The organism is Rhodococcus sp. NPDC058532 (genome assembly GCF_042719255.1).
Lineage (GTDB): Bacteria > Actinomycetota > Actinomycetes > Mycobacteriales > Mycobacteriaceae > Rhodococcus_G.
Genome location: NZ_JBHXNU010000003.1, coordinates 225,341 through 241,227 on the forward strand (window position 1 = coordinate 225,341; position 15,887 = coordinate 241,227).

Consider the following 15,887-nt stretch of genomic DNA (forward strand, 5'->3'; position numbering starts at 1 on the left):
ACGAGAAGACTCACGATGGCAACCCTCACCGATCGCATTGATCACCTACTCGGCGCCAAGGCCGCCGAGCCGCTCGCGCAGGACTTCGAGATCCACACCGTCGAGGACCTGCTGCGGCACTACCCGCACCGCTACGCGACGCAGGGTGCGGAGCTGGGGGAGAGCAGGCCGCCCGAGGGCGCCCACATCACGCTGGTCGCGACCGTCGCGAAGGCCGACGTGGTGTCGTTCAAGAACCGCAACGGCAAGATGCTCCGCACCGTCCTCGAATCCGACAAGCAGCGGGTCGAGGCCACGTTCTTCAACCCGCAGAAGGTGGCGCACGTGATCCGGCCGGGCGTGCGGGCGATGTTCTCCGGCACCGCGAAGTACTTCCGCGAGCAGCTGCAACTGACGCACCCGAGCTACCTGATCTTGCCGGCAGGCGACGGCGAACCCACGGTCGGTGGGCGGGTACGCGGGGCCGGGGAGCTGGCCGGGATGGCGCGCAGCGCGCAGGGCTCCGACGCGGGCGTCGACATGGAGATCTTCGATCGGGAGCTGATCCCCATGTACCGGTCGACGCGGGACGTGGAGACGTGGACGATCGCGAAGTGCGTCCGGCAGGTTCTCGACCAGCTCGACCCGGTGCCCGACCCGCTGCCGGAGGCGACGCGCGAGGAGTTCGGCCTCATGGCCCTCGACGAGGCGCTGCGCCTCGTGCACCGGCCGGAGACCACGCTGGACATCGAGCGGGCGCGGGAGCGGCTGCGCTTCGACGAAGCGGTCGCGCTGCAGCTGGTGCTGGCCCGGCGCAGGCACGCCGTCGACGAGCGGGTGGCCCCCGCCTGCCCGCCGCGACCCGACGGCCTCGCGGCCGCGTTCGACGCGCAGCTGCCGTTCACCCTCACCGACGGTCAGCTCGCGGTGGCGGCGGAGATCGCGGCGGACCTGTCCCGGCCGCATCCGATGAACCGGCTGCTGCAGGGTGAGGTCGGATCCGGCAAGACGATCGTCGCGTTGCGCGCGATGCTGCAGGCGATCGACGCCGGGTATCAGTGCGTGCTGCTGGCGCCGACCGAGGTGCTGGCCGCGCAGCACGCCCGTTCGCTGCGGCAGATGCTCGGAACCCTTGCCCTCGCAGGCGAACTCGGCGCCGCCGAGTACGCGACCCGGGTCACGCTGGTGACCGGGTCGATGTCGGTGGCCGCCAAGCGGGCGGCGCTGAACGAGGCGCAGGTCGGGGACGCTGGGATCGTGATCGGCACCCACGCGCTCATCCAGGACGGCGTCGGCTTCTTCAACCTGGGTCTGGTCGTCGTGGACGAGCAGCACCGCTTCGGTGTCGAGCAGCGCGACAAGCTGCGGTCCCGCGCCAGGGAGGGGCTGAGCCCGCACGTGCTGGTGATGACCGCGACGCCGATCCCGCGCACCATCGCGATGACCGTCCTCGGTGACCTGGAGACCTCGACGCTGCGGGAGCTGCCGCGCGGGCGGTCGCCGATCGTGAGCAACGTGGTGTCGGCGTCGGACAAGCCGGCGTGGGTGGACCGGGCGTGGGCGAGGATCTGCGAGGAGGTCGCGGCGGGGCGGCAGGCCTACGTGGTGTGTTCCCGGATCGGGGAGGGAGACGAGGACGACGAGGCGGGCGGTGAACCGGCACTCGACCTCGACGACCTCTTCGGCGGCGACGCACCCGAAGCCGAACCCGCCCGGCGCGCACCGGCCAGGAAGGCGAAGCCGGCCAGGGGCGGGGACGCTCCGCAGACCGCGGCCGCGGTCGCCGTCTTCGAGGACCTGCGGAGGGGGGCGCTGTCGTCGGTGCGGGTGGGGCTGCTGCACGGCAGGCTGCCCGCCGACGAGAAGGACACGGTGATGCGCGAGTTCACCGCGGGCGAGGTCGACGCCCTGGTCTGCACGACCGTCGTCGAGGTCGGTGTCGACGTCCCCAACGCCACCGTGATGGTGATCGTCGACGCCGACCGGTTCGGTGTCAGTCAGCTGCACCAGCTGCGCGGCCGCGTCGGGCGCGGCGCCCACCAGGGACTGTGCATCCTGATCACCGGCTCGCGACCCGAGTCGCCCGCGTTCCGCAGGCTGAGTGCGGTCGCGGGAACCAACGACGGATTCGAACTGGCGCAGCTGGACCTGGCGCAGCGTCGCGAGGGCGACGTGCTCGGTGTCGCCCAGTCCGGGACCACCACGACGCTGCGCCTGCTGTCGCTGCTCGACCACGAGGAGGTCATCGCGACGGCACGCGACTTCGCGCGGCGCGTCGTCGCGGAGGACCCGGATCTGAGCCGGCATCCGGGGCTGGCGTCGATGGTGTCGGCGGGACTCGACGCCGAGCGGCTGGACTTCCTCGACAAGTCGTAGCGTGTCGGTGGCAGCCGACCCTGCCGCGCCGCCCGACCGACCCGAGGAAGTGCCATGACCGACGACCTGTCCGCCCCGTCCGACCTGTCCGCGTACGAGGACGAGCTGGCGGCGATCGAGCGGCGGGTGCGACGGGAATTCTCGTTCGGGCGCAGGCGGCCGGTCGTGATGGCGTTGATGTTCGTCCTCGCCGTCGCGTTGTTCCTGCCGTTCTCCGGTTCGGACTCGGCGGTCACCATCCTGGCCGGCGCGGCCGCCGCCGAGGTGACGGTGCCGCAGCGGCTGTTCCTCGGGTTCGTCCTCGTGGTCGGGCTCGGGGTGTCGACGCTCGCGGTGGCCACCCGGCGGTGGGCGCTGTCCTGGCTGGCGATGCTCGGGTCGTCGATGGGGTTCGTGTTCGGGATGCTCGCCTGCTGGTCGCAGCAGTCGCTGCCGGAGGCGACCAGGCCGCAGGGGCTCGGGGCGGGACTGCTGCTCGCGTGGGCGGCGATGGCGCTGCTCGCGATCCAGTGGGCGTCGGTGACGTGGAGCCGCGCGAACGTGATGCCGGCGCGGGGGCGTCGGGAAAATTAGCCGAAATCGCAGCTCACGCGGGGTGGCGGGGTCGCGTGAGGTGGGGCAAGGTAGCGTACTGCATCGTTACAGGCGTCCGATCGTCCGGGGGATTCCCGGATGGTGGAACGCACCGCCATGTTCGCCGTGAACGCAGGGGTAGTTTTCAGCGATGTTCTCAAAAGTCTTGGTTGCCAATCGCGGTGAAATCGCGATTCGGGCATTCCGCGCCTCCTACGAGCTGGGTGCGGGCACCGTCGCCGTCTTTCCGTACGAGGACCGCAACTCGGTTCACCGGCTGAAGGCAGACGAGAGTTACCAGATCGGCGAACAGGGCCACCCGGTGCGGGCATACCTGTCGATCGGCGAGATCGTCTCTGCCGCCAAGAAGGCGGGCGCGGACGCGATCTACCCCGGCTACGGCTTCCTGTCCGAGAACCCGGACCTGGCCGCCGCCTGCGCCGCGGAGGGCATCACGTTCGTCGGCCCGTCCGCCGAGATCCTCGAGCTGACCGGCAACAAGGCCCGCGCGATCGCCGCCGCGAAGGCGGCGGGTCTGCCGGTGCTGGCGTCCTCGGCGCCGTCCGCCGACGTGGACGAGCTGATGGCGGCGTCCGAGACGATGGAGTTCCCGATCTTCGTCAAGGCCGTCGCCGGTGGTGGTGGTCGCGGCATGCGCCGGGTCGCCGACCGCGCCCAGCTGCGCGAGTCGATCGAGGCCGCGGCCCGCGAGGCCGAATCGGCCTTCGGGGATCCGACCGTGTTCCTGGAGCAGGCCGTCGTCGACCCCCGGCACATCGAGGTGCAGATCCTCGCCGACGGGCAGGGCAACGTCATCCACCTGTTCGAGCGGGACTGCTCGGTGCAGCGGCGGCACCAGAAGGTGATCGAGCTGGCGCCGGCACCGAACCTGCCGGACGAACTGCGGCAACGGATCTGCGCGGACGCCGTCGCGTTCGCCAAGCAGATCGGCTACTCCTGCGCGGGCACCGTCGAGTTCCTCCTCGACACCCGCGGCAACCACGTCTTCATCGAGATGAACCCCCGCATCCAGGTCGAGCACACGGTGACCGAGGAGATCACCGACGTCGACCTGGTGCAGGCGCAGCTGCGGATCGCGTCCGGCGAGACCCTCGCCGATCTCGGTCTGAGTCAGGACTCGATCGCCATCCGCGGTGCCGCGCTGCAGCTGCGGATCACCACCGAGGATCCGGCGAACGGGTTCCGGCCCGACACCGGCCGGATCACCGGCTACCGCACCCCCGGCGGTGCTGGCGTGCGGCTGGACGGCGGCACCATGGTCGGCGCCGAGGTCGGCGCCTACTTCGACTCGATGCTCGTCAAGTTGACCTGCCGCGGCCGCACCCTCGAGGCGGCCGTCGCCCGTGCCCGCCGCGCGGTCACCGAGTTCCGGATCCGCGGCGTCGCCACGAACATCCCGTTCCTGCAGGCGGTGCTCGACGACCCGGAGTTCATTGCAGGCAAGGTCACCACGTCGTTCATCGAGCAGCGTCCCGAGCTGCTCACGCAGCGTGCGTCCGCGGACCGCGGCACCAAGATCCTCACCTACCTGGCCGACGTCACGGTCAACAAGCCGCACGGCGAGCGCCCGTCGACGGTGTACCCGCACGACAAGCTGCCCGCCATCGATCTCAAGGCGGCGCCGCCCGCCGGATCCAAGCAGCGGCTGATGGAGCTCGGACCCGAGGGATTCGCCGCCGCCCTGCGCGCGCAGGACGCCCTCGCCGTCACCGACACCACCTTCCGCGACGCGCACCAGTCGCTGCTGGCGACCCGGGTACGCAGCCGCGACCTGCTCACCGTCGCCGGGCACGTGGCCCGGATGACCCCGGAGCTGCTGTCGGTGGAGGCGTGGGGCGGCGCCACCTACGACGTCGCGCTGCGGTTCCTGCACGAGGATCCGTGGGAGCGGCTCGCCGCGCTGCGCGAGGCCATGCCGAACATCTGCCTGCAGATGCTGCTGCGCGGCCGCAACACCGTCGGCTACACCCCCTACCCGGAGACCGTGACCCGCGCGTTCGTGCGGGAGGCCACCGCGACCGGTGTCGACATCTTCCGGATCTTCGACGCGCTCAACAACGTCGACCAGATGCGGCCCGCGATCGACGCGGTCCGGGAGACCGGGACCGCGGTCGCCGAGGTCGCCCTCTCGTACACCGGGGACCTGTCCAACCCGAACGAGACCCTCTACACCCTCGACTACTACCTGAAGCTGGCCGAGCAGATCGTCGACGCCGGTGCGCACGTGCTGGCGATCAAGGACATGGCCGGACTGCTGCGTGCCCCCGCGGCCGCGACCCTGGTGTCGGCGCTGCGCAGCAACTTTGACCTGCCGGTGCACGTGCACACCCACGACACCCCCGGCGGTCAGCTCGCCACCTACCTGGCGGCGTGGCAGGCGGGTGCGGACGCCGTCGACGGCGCCAGCGCCGCGATGGCGGGCACCACCAGCCAGCCTGCCCTGTCGGCGATCGTCGCCGCAGCGGCGCACAGCCCGCGGGACACCGGCATCGACCTCCAGGCCGTGTGCGACCTGGAGCCCTACTGGGAGGCGCTGCGGAAGGTGTACGCGCCGTTCGAATCCGGACTGCCGTCCCCGACCGGTCGCGTGTACACCCACGAGATCCCGGGCGGGCAGCTGTCGAACCTGCGCCAGCAGGCCGTCGCGCTCGGCCTGGGCGACCAGTTCGAGGAGGTCGAGGCCAAGTACGCGGCAGCGGACCGGATGCTCGGCCGCCTCGTCAAGGTCACCCCGTCGTCCAAGGTGGTCGGCGACCTCGCCCTGCACCTCGTCGGTTCCGGCGTCGACACCGAGGAATTCGCTGCCAACCCCGCAGGCTACGACCTCCCCGACTCCGTCGTCGGGTTCCTGCGCGGCGAGCTCGGCACCCCCGCGGGCGGCTGGCCCGAACCGTTCCGCACCAAGGCCCTTGAGGGCCGCGGCGCCGCAAAGCCCGAGACCCCGCTCACCGCCGCCGACGAGGCCGGTCTCGCGGGCGCCTCCGACGAGCGGCGCGGCACCCTCAACCGGCTGCTGTTCCCCGGCCCGGCAAAGGAATTCGGTGAGCACCGGGCCAAGTACGGCGACACCTCCCGGCTGTCGGCGAACCAGTTCTTCTACGGCCTGCGCCGCGGCGAGGAACACCGCGTGGAACTCGCGCCCGGTGTGGAACTGCTCATCGGACTGGAGGCGATCTCCGACCCCGACGAGCGCGGCATGCGCACGGTGATGTGCATCCTCAACGGGCAGCTGCGGCCGGTGTCGGTGCGTGACCGGTCGATCGCCAGCGAGGTGCCCGTCGCGGAGAAGGCCGACCGCGCCAACCCCGGCCACATCGCGGCCCCGTTCGCGGGCGTGGTCACGCTGATCGTCGCGGAGGGACAGAAGGTCGCGGCCGGTGACACCGTCGCCACCATCGAGGCGATGAAGATGGAGGCCGCGATCACCGCGCCGCGCGGCGGCACCGTCTCCCGCCTCGCGATCGGCCCGGTGCAGCAGGTCGAGGGCGGCGACCTGCTCGCGGTGATCTCCGTCGTCGCCGCAGAGGAGGACGGCCCGCAGTGACACGGATCGTTGCCGGGGCGGTGCGGTGACCCGGATCGTCGCCGGCGCCGCGGGTGGGCGCAGGCTCCGGGTGCCCGAGCAGGGCACCCGGCCCACCTCCGAACGGGTGCGGGAGGCGCTGTTCAGTGCACTGGACGCGCGGATCGACCTCGACGGCGCGCGCGTGCTCGACCTGTACGCGGGTTCGGGGGCCCTTGGCCTCGAAGCGCTTTCGCGGGGAGCGGGCCACGTGCAGTTGGTCGAGTCCAATGCCCGCGCCGCAGCGGTGGTCCGGGCCAACATCGCCGAGGTGGGCCTGCCCGGCGCGGTCGTGACGACCGCGCCGGCGGCCGCCGTCGTGGCGGGCACCCCGGACGGGGAGTACGACATCGTGATGCTGGACCCGCCGTACGCGTTGGGGGAGCAGGAGCTCGGGGTCGTGCTCGCCGACCTGGCCGCGAAGCGCTGGGTCGGCGAGGGGTCGCTGGTGGTGGTCGAACGGGCCACCCGCTCGCCGGAAACGGTGTGGCCGGACGGATTCGAGGTCGAGCGGACCCGCAAGTACGGCGACACCCGGGTCGAGATCGCCTGTTACCGTCTGCAGTCATGAGCAAGGCGGTCTGTCCCGGGTCCTTCGATCCCGTCACCAACGGTCACCTCGACGTGATCGCCCGTGTCGCGGTGCAATTCGACGAGGTCGTCGTCACCGTCGTCGTCAACCCCAACAAGCGGGGCATGTTCTCCGTCGACGAGCGCCTGCAGATGCTGCGCGACGCGACGGCGGACCTGCCGAACGTGACCGTCGACTCCTGGCAGGGGCTGCTCGTCGACTACGCGACCGCGAACGGTGCCACCGCGATCGTCAAGGGCCTGCGTGGCGCCAACGACTTCGACTACGAACTGCAGATGGCGCAGATGAACCACAAGCTGACCGGTGTCGACACCCTGTTCGTCGCGACCAACCCGCGCTACAGCTACCTGTCCAGCTCGCTGGTCAAGGAGGTCGCCACCTACGGCGGCGAGGTCTCGGACATGCTGCCCCCGCACGTGCACGCGCGGCTGCTCGAGCGGATCGCCGAACGCGCGGCCGCCGGCTAGACGCACGACACATCTGGGTGCCGGTGGGCGTGGCGCCGCGCCCCGTCCGCGGGCTGCGGCAAGATTGACGGCGCAAGCCGCTGTCGACGATTGGGGTGTGGCGTGTACCGGGTATTCGAGGCGCTCGACGAGCTCGTCGCGATCGTGGAGGAGGCCCGAGGCGTCCCGATGACCGCGGGCTGCGTGGTGCCGCGGGGTGACGTCCTCGAACTGCTCGACGACGTCCGTGACGCGCTGCCCGGCGAACTCGACGACGCGCAGGACGTGCTCGACCACCGCGACAAGCTCGTCGGGGACGCCCGCGCGCACGCCGAGCAGACGGTCTCCGGCGCCAACGCCGAGGCCGACGAGACCCTCACCGGCGCGCGGGACTCCGCCGACCGGATCCTCGCCGACGCCAAGGAGAAGGCCGACCGGATGGTCGCGGAGGCCCGCGCGCACGCCGACCAGCTCGTCGCCGACGCGCAGGACGAGGCCGAGCGGACCGTCAGCGACGCGCGGCGCGAGTTCGAGGACGTGACCGGCCGGGCGCAGGACGAGGCCGACCGGATGGCCGAGGCGGGGCGGGCCGCGCAGGAACGGTCCATCGCCGAGGGGCGCGCCGAGCAGGAACGCCTGGTGTCGGCGACCGAGGTCGCGATGGCGGCGCATGCCGAGTCGGCGCGGGTGATCGACGCGGCGCACGCCGAATCGGATCGCCTCCGCAGCGACTGCGACCTGTACGTCGACACCAAGCTCGCCGAGTTCGAGGAGTTCCTCACCGGCACCGTCCGATCCGTCGGCAGGGGCAGGCAGCAGCTGCGCACCGGGTCCGGGGTGCCGACCTACGACGACGTCGACGATCGACGGTCCGAGCGTCGCCGCTGACCGGCCCGACGCCGGATTCACCCTCGCGGTCGACCGTCGCGTATCGTGGGGTGGTTGCCCGATCCGGGCCCGTCCCGATCCGCAGAGAACCGGTCCCGTCGAGAACCGGCCCGTATGGAAAGAGTGTTCGCGTGTCGTCCCACCGTTCCACCTCGCCCCGTCCGCACGACGGCGGCTTCGTGCTGGACACCCGCACCCTCGGTCGCAGGCCGGGGTCGATGACGACCCTCACCCGGACCGTGCCGACCCCGATCCGCATCGGCCTCGACCTGGTCGCGGTGCCGGTCGGTGCCGACGTCGAGCTGGACCTGCGTCTGGAATCCGTTTCCGAGGGCGTCCTCGTCACCGGCACGGTGCGCGCCGCGACGGTCGGGGAGTGCTCGCGCTGCCTCGAGCCGTTCGAGGGCGAGCTGAACCTCCACCTGACCGAGCTGTTCGCCTACCCGGACAGCGTCACGGAGGAGACCACCGAAGAGGACGAGGTCTACCGGATCGTCGACGAGATGATCGACCTGGAGCCGGTCATCGTCGACGCCGCCGGGCTTGAACTTCCGCTGCAGCCGTTGTGCAGCGAAGACTGTCAGGGACTGTGCCCCGAATGTGGCATTCGCCTGGCGATTGCAGAATCCGGGCATGGACATGAGATACTGGATCCTCGCTGGGCTGCCCTCGCGGGGAAGTTGGTCGACGCCGACAGTGTCGAAGCCGATGCAGAGTCCAGCACGAGTCGTGTGAACACCGAAGCCGAGGAGAAGTAGAAGTGGCTGTCCCCAAGCGCAGAATGTCGCGATCCAACACCCGGTCGCGTCGCAGCCAGTGGAAGACCACTGCGCCCACCCTCATCACCTGCCCGAACCGTGGCTGCGGCGAGAAGACGCTGCCCCACATTGCGTGCCCGTCCTGCGGCACCTACAAGGGTCGTCAGGTCACCGCTGCGGTCTAGTCGCAGTGACAAGCAGTACGAGCCCAACAGCTCCCGCCGGCGGCGAGGAGGGACAGCATGCTTCCCTCCTCGCCGCCCTTGGCGTTGAGTTGGACGATGCACTTCTGACCCTCGCCCTGACGCACCGGTCGTACGCGTACGAGAAGGGCGGCCTGCCGACGAACGAACGCCTCGAGTTCCTCGGGGATTCCGTTCTCGGGCTGTCCGTCACCGAACGCCTGTACCTGGCGCACCCGGACAAGTCCGAGGGCGAGCTGGCGAAGATCCGCGCGAGCATCGTGAACATGCACGCCCTTGCGGAGGTCGCGCGCGGCCTCGGCGAGGGTGGCCTCGGCGTTCACCTCCTGCTCGGCAAGGGCGAGGAGATGACCGGCGGCCGCGACAAGGCCAGCATCCTGGCCGACGGCATGGAGTCGCTGCTCGGCGCCGTGCACCTGCAGCACGGCATCGACACCGCGCGGACCGTGGTCCTCACCCTCTTCGCGGACCTGCTCGAACGCGGACCGAAGCTCGGCGCAGGCCTGGACTGGAAGACCAGCCTGCAGGAGCTGACCGCGGAACGCGGCGACGGCGTCCCCGTCTACGAGATCAGCTCCACCGGCCCCGACCACGACAAGGAGTTCACCGCGACCGTGCTCGTCGCGGGAGCACCGCTCGGCATCGGCATCGGCCGGTCCAAGAAGGAAGCCGAGCAGAAGGCGGCCAGCACGGCCTGGAAGTCGCTGACCGACGCGCAGGCCGCGTCGGGCGCGGCGTCCTCCGCCGGCGAGTAGCCCCGTGCCGGAACTACCCGAGGTCGAGGTGGTGCGACGCGGCCTCGACGCGCACGTCGTCGGGGCCCGCGTCGCGTCCGTCGAGGTGCTGCACCCGCGGGCGGTGCGCCGGCACCTGCCGGGCGGCGCCGACCTGGCGGCCCGGCTTACCGGCCTGTCGGTCTCCGCCGCGCGCCGTCGCGGCAAGTACCTGTGGCTTGAGGTCGATCCCGGCGAGCTGGCGGTCGTGGTGCATCTCGGGATGAGCGGTCAGATGCTGGTGCAGGAACCCGGCGTGGCAAGGGAGAAGCACCTGCGGATCCTCGCGGAACTCGACAGCGGCCGGCAGCTGCGGTTTGTCGATCAGCGGACCTTCGGCGGCTGGGCGTTGGCGCCGCTCGTCCAGGTGGACGGCACCGCCGTCCCCGCACCGGTGTCGCACATCGCCCGCGACCCCCTCGACCCCCGCTTCGACCCGGACGCCGTCGTCGCGGCGGTTCGCGGCAGGCACTCCGAGATCAAGCGGGTCCTGCTCGACCAGACCGTGCTGTCCGGGGTCGGGAACATCTATGCCGACGAGGCGTTGTGGCGCAGCCGGATTCACGGGAACCGTCCGTCGGACCGGTTGACTCGACCGCAGGTGCGGCTGCTGCTCGCGTCCGTCACCGACGTGATGACCGAGGCGCTCGCGCAGGGCGGCACCTCCTTCGACGCGCTATACGTCAACGTCAACGGCGAGTCCGGCTATTTCGACCGCTCCCTCGACGCCTACGGCCGTGAGGACGAGCCCTGCGCCCGGTGCGGCGCCCCGATCCGCCGCGAGAAGTTCATGAACCGCTCCTCGTACAGCTGCCCGAAATGTCAGCCGCGGCCGCGTCCCCGCCGCCCCTGATCCCTCCGGTCGACTCCGTCGACTGTGCGTGATTTTCACCCCGACCGGGGTAAAAATCACGCACGGGCGCGAAGCGCATCAAGAAGGCGTAAACGCACGCAGGTCACACCGTCAGCGACCCGTTAGGGACGACGATTCCCCGGTGCGGCGGGGGCACTCTGCACTGTGGCCCGCAAACGGGCCGGGCGCGCCGACGGACGGCGGCCCCTTGCCGTGTGAAGAGGAATGCGTGATGGCTGATCTGGCCTACGTGATGCTGATCATCGGGACCTTCGCGGTCTGCGCGGGCGTGCTGCGCGCGCTGCAGACGAAGAAGGTCCGGTGACGGCGGCCGGCCTGCTGAGTGTCGTGCTGATCGCGCTCGCGGCCGCCCTGGTGATCTATCTGCTCGTCGCGCTCGTCGACCCCGAGAGGTTCTAGGTGAATCCCGCACTCGCAGCGGGACTGCAGATCGCGTTCGTGCTTGGCGTCCTTGCGATCCTGTACGTCCCCGTCGGTGACTACATGGCGAAGGTGTACGACACCGACCGGTCCCGCGACCTACGGATCGAAACGATCCTGTACCGGCTCTGCCGGATCAACTTCCACACCGAGCAGACCTGGTTCGGCTACGCGGCGTCGCTGCTCGGCTTCTCCGCCGCGAGCACCCTGTTCCTGTACTTCCTGCAGCGGGTCCAGGGGGTGCTGCCGCTCGGCGCGGGCCTCGAGGGCGTCAGCCCGGCGATGGCGTTCAACACCGCGGCGTCGTTCGTCGCGAACACCAACTGGCAGTCGTACACCCCCGAGACGACGATGAGCCACCTCACCCAGTCGCTCGGGCTCGCGGTGCAGAACTTCGTGTCGGCAGCCGTTGGCATGGCGGTCGCGATCGCTCTGATCCGCGGCTTCGTCCGCGTCACCCGCGGCGGCGAGATCGGCAACTTCTGGGTCGACCTGACCCGCGGCTGCCTGCGCATCCTGCTGCCGATCTCGTTCCTGATCGCGCTGGTTCTGCTCAGCCAGGGCGTGGTCCAGTCCTACCGAACCGGGTTCACCTCGACCGGCCTCGACGGCGCCGCCGTCACTAATGCGCTCGCGCCCGTCGCATCGCAGGAGGCGATCAAGGAACTCGGCACCAACGGCGGCGGCATCCTCGCCGCGAACTCCGCGCATCCCTTCGAGAACCCCACCCCGCTCTCGAACGTCGTCGAGATCCTCGCGATCCTGCTGATCCCGGTGTCCCTGACCCGGACCTTCGGCACGATGGTCGGCGATCGGAAGCAGGGCCTGACGGTCCTCGCGGTGATGGCGGGCCTGTGGGCGGCGCTGCTCGCGGTGGTGCTCGCCGCCGAGTCCGGCACCCGTGGCGTCGCCGCGACCGCGGCCGGCGGAATGATGGAGGGCAAGGAGGTCCGGTTCGGTATTCCCGGCAGCGCCCTGTTCGCCGTCTCCACCACCGGCACCTCCACCGGCGCGGTCAACTCCGCCCACGACAGCATGTCCCCGCTCGGCGGTGGCGCGGTGCTGCTGAACATGCTGCTCGGCGAGATCGCCCCCGGCGGCGTCGGCACCGGCCTGTACGGCATCCTGGTGCTCGCGATCGTCGCGGTGTTCGTCGGCGGCCTGCTCGTCGGGCGCACCCCGGAATTCCTCGGCAAGAAGCTCGGCAGACGGGAGATCACCCTCGCGGCCCTGTCGGTGCTGGTGATGCCGGCGCTGGTCCTGATCGGCACGTCGATCACGGTGATCCTGGGCTCGACGACCGGGTACCTCGGCAACTCCGGCGACCCGGGCACCCCGCAGGCGATCCACGGGTTCTCCGAGGTGCTGTACGCGTACGCGTCGGCGTCGAACAACAACGGCAGCGCATTCGGCGGCCTCACCGTCACCAGCGACTGGTTCCAGTCCTCGCTCGGCGTGTGCATGCTGCTCGGCCGGTTCCTGCCGATCATCTTCGTTCTCGCCCTCGCCGGATCGCTTGCCGCGCAGCGACGTTCCGAACCGACCACGGGCACCCTGCCCACCGCCGGACCGATGTTCGCCGGACTGCTCACCGGCACCGTCGTTCTCGTCGCGGCACTCACCTTCTTCCCGGCCCTCGCACTGGGCCCGATCGCGGAGGCACTGCAATGAGCGTGCACACCACCGAACGCCCCCGGCCCGCCCCCGACGTCGACGGCGATCCGTCGCCGGTCAAGGCGGGCATCTTCGACCCCCGTCAGCTGATCACCGCGCTGCCCGGCGCGGTCGGCAAGCTTGACCCCCGCCACCTGGCCCGCAACCCGGTCATGTTCGTGGTGCTCGTCGGCTCGGTGGTGACCACCGTGATGGCGATCGCCGACCCGTCGGTGTTCTCGTGGCTGGTTGCCGCGTGGCTGTGGTTCACCATCCTGTTCGCCAACCTCGCCGAATCCGTCGCCGAGGGCCGCGGCAAGGCGCAGGCCGCGAGCCTGCGGAAGGTCAAGCAGGACACCACCGCCCACCGGATCACCGGAAGCGGAACGATCGAATCGGTGCCCGGCACCGAGCTGCGGGTCGGGGACCGCGTCGTGGTGGTCGCGGGGGAGGTGATCCCCGGCGACGGTGACGTGGTCGAGGGCATCGCCACCGTCGACGAGTCCGCGATCACCGGCGAATCCGCCCCCGTCGTCCGCGAATCCGGCGGCGATCGCTGCGCGGTCACCGGCGGCACCGTGGTGCTGTCGGACCGGATCGTCGTCGAGATCACCGCCGCGCCGGGTGAGTCCTTCGTCGACCGGATGATCGCGCTCGTCGAGGGCGCGGCCCGGCAGAAGACGCCGAACGAGATCGCGCTGAACATCCTGCTCGCCTCGCTGACGATCATCTTCCTGCTCGCCGTGGTCGCGATCGGGCCGATGGGCCTGTACGCGGGGCATGCGCTGGACCCGGTCAAGCTGATCGCGCTGCTCGTCTGCCTGATCCCGACCACGATCGGGGCGCTGCTGTCCGCGATCGGCATCGCGGGCATGGACCGGCTCGTGCAGCGCAATGTGCTCGCCATGTCCGGCCGCGCAGTCGAGGCCGCAGGCGACATCGACACCCTGCTGATGGACAAGACCGGCACCATCACGTTCGGTAACCGCCGCGCGACCGCCCTGTACCCGGCGCCCGGCGTCGACGCGGACCAGCTCGCCGCCGCCGCCCGGCTGTCCAGCCTCGCCGACGGCACCCCGGAGGGACGCAGCATCGTCGACCTGTGCGTCGCCGAGTTCGGGCTGTCACCCGAGGCGACCGCGGGCGAGAAGGATTCCGAGTTCGTGCCGTTCACCGCGCAGACCCGGATGAGCGGCCTGGATCTGGCTGGCCCGGACGGGGTGACGCGGATCCGGAAGGGGGCGAGCGACGCGGTCCTGCTCTGGGTTCGGTCGCAGAGCGGCCTCGCCCCGACCGAGGTGACCGACACGGTCAACGACATCGCGTCGGGTGGCGGCACCCCCCTCGTCGTCGCGGTCGCGATCGGGGACACGGTCCGGGTGCTCGGTGTCGTCCGGCTCTCCGACGTCGTCAAGCCCGGCATCGCGGAACGGTTCGCCCAGCTCCGGGCGATGGGCATCCGCACCGTGATGGTGACCGGCGACAATCCGTTGACGGCCAAGGCCATTGCGGACGAGGCTGGCGTCGACGACTTCCTCGCCGAGGCGACACCCGAGGATAAGCTCGAACTGATCCGCCGGGAGCAGAGCGGTGGCCGCCTGGTCGCGATGACCGGTGACGGCACCAACGACGCACCTGCCCTCGCGCAGGCCGACGTGGGTGTCGCGATGAACACCGGCACCTCGGCCGCGAAGGAGGCCGGGAACATGGTGGACCTGGACTCCGATCCGACGAAGCTGATCGAGGTCGTCGAGATCGGCAAGCAACTGTTGATCACCCGCGGTGCGCTGACCACGTTCTCGCTGGCCAACGATCTCGCGAAGTACTTCGCGATCCTGCCTGCCCTGTTCAGCGTGATCTACCCGCAGCTGGACACGCTCAACATCATGCGACTGGCGACGCCGGAGTCGGCGATCGTGTCCGCGGTCATCTTCAATGCGCTGGTCATTGTCGGACTGATCCCGTTGGCTCTCAAGGGCGTCCGATACCGGCCCGCGACGGCATCGACGCTGCTCGGCCGAAACTTGTTGGTGTACGGGCTCGGAGGTGTGATCACGCCGTTCATCGGCATCTGGCTGATCGACCTTGTGGTCCGACTGATTCCCGGGATGGGGTGAGTGACGATGCGATTCACGATCGGATTGGTGCGCCAGGTGGGCGCCGGGCTTGCGGTGCTGCTCACGTTGACCGCGATCCTCGGGATCCTGTATCCGGCCGCGGTGTGGGGGGTCGGCAGGCTCGCCCCCGGCTCGGCGGAAGGCTCCCCGGTCCGCGATGGCAACGGCTGCGTGGTCGGCAGCCGGTGGGTCGGGCTCGACCCGCAGGTCGGTGCCGGCGAGCCGGACCCGTTCTTCCACGCCAGGGTGACCGGGTCGGTTGCCGACACGGACCCGTTCGCGGTCAGTGATCCGGCCGCCGCGCTGCCCACCAACCAGGGGCCGAGCAGTGAGCTGCTCGCCGAGTTCGCGGAGGCCCGCCGCGCGGCGATCGCCGACCGGGAAGGCATCTCGCCCGACCGGGTGCCCGTCGACGCGGTGACCGGCTCCGGGTCCGGCATCGACCCGCACATCAGCCCGGAGTACGCGGCCCTGCAGGTGCCGCGGGTGGCGACGGCGACCGGGCTCGGCGAGGACAGGGTGCGCGAGCTGGTCCGCGAGCACACCGAGGGCCGCCAACTGGGCTTCCTTGGCGCGGAGCGGGTGAACGTGCTGGAACTGAACCTCGCGCTTGGCTTGACGGCGCCGGATTGCGTGCCCGCGGGTGGATGAT

Annotated in this window: 14 protein-coding genes; all 14 read left to right on the top strand. The window is 70.6% G+C overall.

The features are described from left to right. The first annotated feature begins 15 nt into the window (after positions 1-15). The 14 genes from recG (at position 16) to ACFWQG_RS05655 (ending at position 15,886) form a co-directional block, all read left to right on the top strand. Entirely contained in the window at positions 16-2,355 is a 2,340-nt protein-coding gene (gene recG / locus ACFWQG_RS05590) for an ATP-dependent DNA helicase RecG (RefSeq protein ID WP_378506588.1), read from the top strand. A 54-nt stretch (positions 2,356-2,409) separates the two neighbouring features. After that, positions 2,410-2,928, top strand: a complete 519-nt coding sequence (locus ACFWQG_RS05595; protein WP_378506589.1) for a hypothetical protein — start codon at positions 2,410-2,412, stop codon at positions 2,926-2,928. Between the two features lie 151 nt (positions 2,929-3,079). Next, positions 3,080-6,493, top strand: a complete 3,414-nt coding sequence (locus ACFWQG_RS05600; protein WP_378506590.1) for a pyruvate carboxylase — start codon at positions 3,080-3,082, stop codon at positions 6,491-6,493. Between the two features lie 25 nt (positions 6,494-6,518). Continuing rightward, positions 6,519-7,082, top strand: coding sequence for a 16S rRNA (guanine(966)-N(2))-methyltransferase RsmD (rsmD, locus tag ACFWQG_RS05605; RefSeq protein ID WP_378506591.1), 564 nt, complete (start codon positions 6,519-6,521; stop codon positions 7,080-7,082). After that, positions 7,079-7,570 carry a pantetheine-phosphate adenylyltransferase gene (coaD, locus tag ACFWQG_RS05610; RefSeq protein ID WP_378506592.1) on the top strand — a complete coding sequence of 164 codons (492 nt, stop codon included), beginning with the start codon at positions 7,079-7,081 and terminating at the stop codon, positions 7,568-7,570. The genes rsmD and coaD overlap by 4 nt, the downstream gene beginning before the upstream one ends. Before the next feature lie 102 nt (positions 7,571-7,672). Next, on the top strand, positions 7,673-8,437 hold the full coding sequence (locus tag ACFWQG_RS05615) for a DivIVA domain-containing protein (protein ID WP_378506593.1): 765 nt from the start codon (positions 7,673-7,675) through the stop codon (positions 8,435-8,437). Positions 8,438-8,568: 131 nt separating this feature from the next. Beyond that, complete coding sequence (locus tag ACFWQG_RS05620; RefSeq protein WP_378506594.1) at positions 8,569-9,195, top strand: YceD family protein; 627 nt, start codon at positions 8,569-8,571, stop codon at positions 9,193-9,195. A gap of 2 nt (positions 9,196-9,197) precedes the next feature. After that, entirely contained in the window at positions 9,198-9,380 is a 183-nt protein-coding gene (gene rpmF, locus ACFWQG_RS05625; RefSeq protein WP_137799096.1) for a 50S ribosomal protein L32, read from the top strand. A 5-nt stretch (positions 9,381-9,385) separates the two neighbouring features. Further along, complete coding sequence (rnc, locus tag ACFWQG_RS05630) at positions 9,386-10,153, top strand: ribonuclease III (protein ID WP_378506595.1); 768 nt, start codon at positions 9,386-9,388, stop codon at positions 10,151-10,153. A 4-nt stretch (positions 10,154-10,157) separates the two neighbouring features. After that, positions 10,158-11,024 carry a bifunctional DNA-formamidopyrimidine glycosylase/DNA-(apurinic or apyrimidinic site) lyase gene (gene mutM / locus ACFWQG_RS05635; protein WP_378506596.1) on the top strand — a complete coding sequence of 289 codons (867 nt, stop codon included), beginning with the start codon at positions 10,158-10,160 and terminating at the stop codon, positions 11,022-11,024. A gap of 321 nt (positions 11,025-11,345) precedes the next feature. Beyond that, positions 11,346-11,444, top strand: coding sequence for a K(+)-transporting ATPase subunit F (gene kdpF / locus ACFWQG_RS05640; protein ID WP_378506597.1), 99 nt, complete (start codon positions 11,346-11,348; stop codon positions 11,442-11,444). Continuing rightward, positions 11,445-13,136, top strand: a complete 1,692-nt coding sequence (gene kdpA / locus ACFWQG_RS05645) for a potassium-transporting ATPase subunit KdpA (RefSeq protein ID WP_378506598.1) — start codon at positions 11,445-11,447, stop codon at positions 13,134-13,136. Further along, entirely contained in the window at positions 13,133-15,235 is a 2,103-nt protein-coding gene (gene kdpB, locus ACFWQG_RS05650) for a potassium-transporting ATPase subunit KdpB (protein ID WP_378506599.1), read from the top strand. The genes kdpA and kdpB overlap by 4 nt, the downstream gene beginning before the upstream one ends. 6 nt (positions 15,236-15,241) lie before the next feature. Then, the gene (locus tag ACFWQG_RS05655) at positions 15,242-15,886 is read left to right on the top strand and encodes a potassium-transporting ATPase subunit C (protein ID WP_378506600.1); all 645 of its coding nucleotides are present in this window, start codon (positions 15,242-15,244) and stop codon (positions 15,884-15,886) included. Position 15,887 lies beyond the last annotated feature (1 nt).

Excerpts from the sequence above, each read along its gene's own strand:
- recG (WP_378506588.1), top strand. The coding sequence starts at position 16 with ATGGCAACCCTCACCGATCGCATTGATCACCTACTCGGCGCCAAGGCC.
- coaD (WP_378506592.1), top strand. The coding sequence starts at position 7,079 with ATGAGCAAGGCGGTCTGTCCCGGGTCCTTCGATCCCGTCACCAACGGT.
- kdpB (WP_378506599.1), top strand. The coding sequence starts at position 13,133 with ATGAGCGTGCACACCACCGAACGCCCCCGGCCCGCCCCCGACGTCGAC.
- ACFWQG_RS05595 (WP_378506589.1), top strand. The coding sequence starts at position 2,410 with ATGACCGACGACCTGTCCGCCCCGTCCGACCTGTCCGCGTACGAGGAC.
- ACFWQG_RS05655 (WP_378506600.1), top strand. The coding sequence starts at position 15,242 with ATGCGATTCACGATCGGATTGGTGCGCCAGGTGGGCGCCGGGCTTGCG.
- ACFWQG_RS05600 (WP_378506590.1), top strand. The coding sequence starts at position 3,080 with ATGTTCTCAAAAGTCTTGGTTGCCAATCGCGGTGAAATCGCGATTCGG.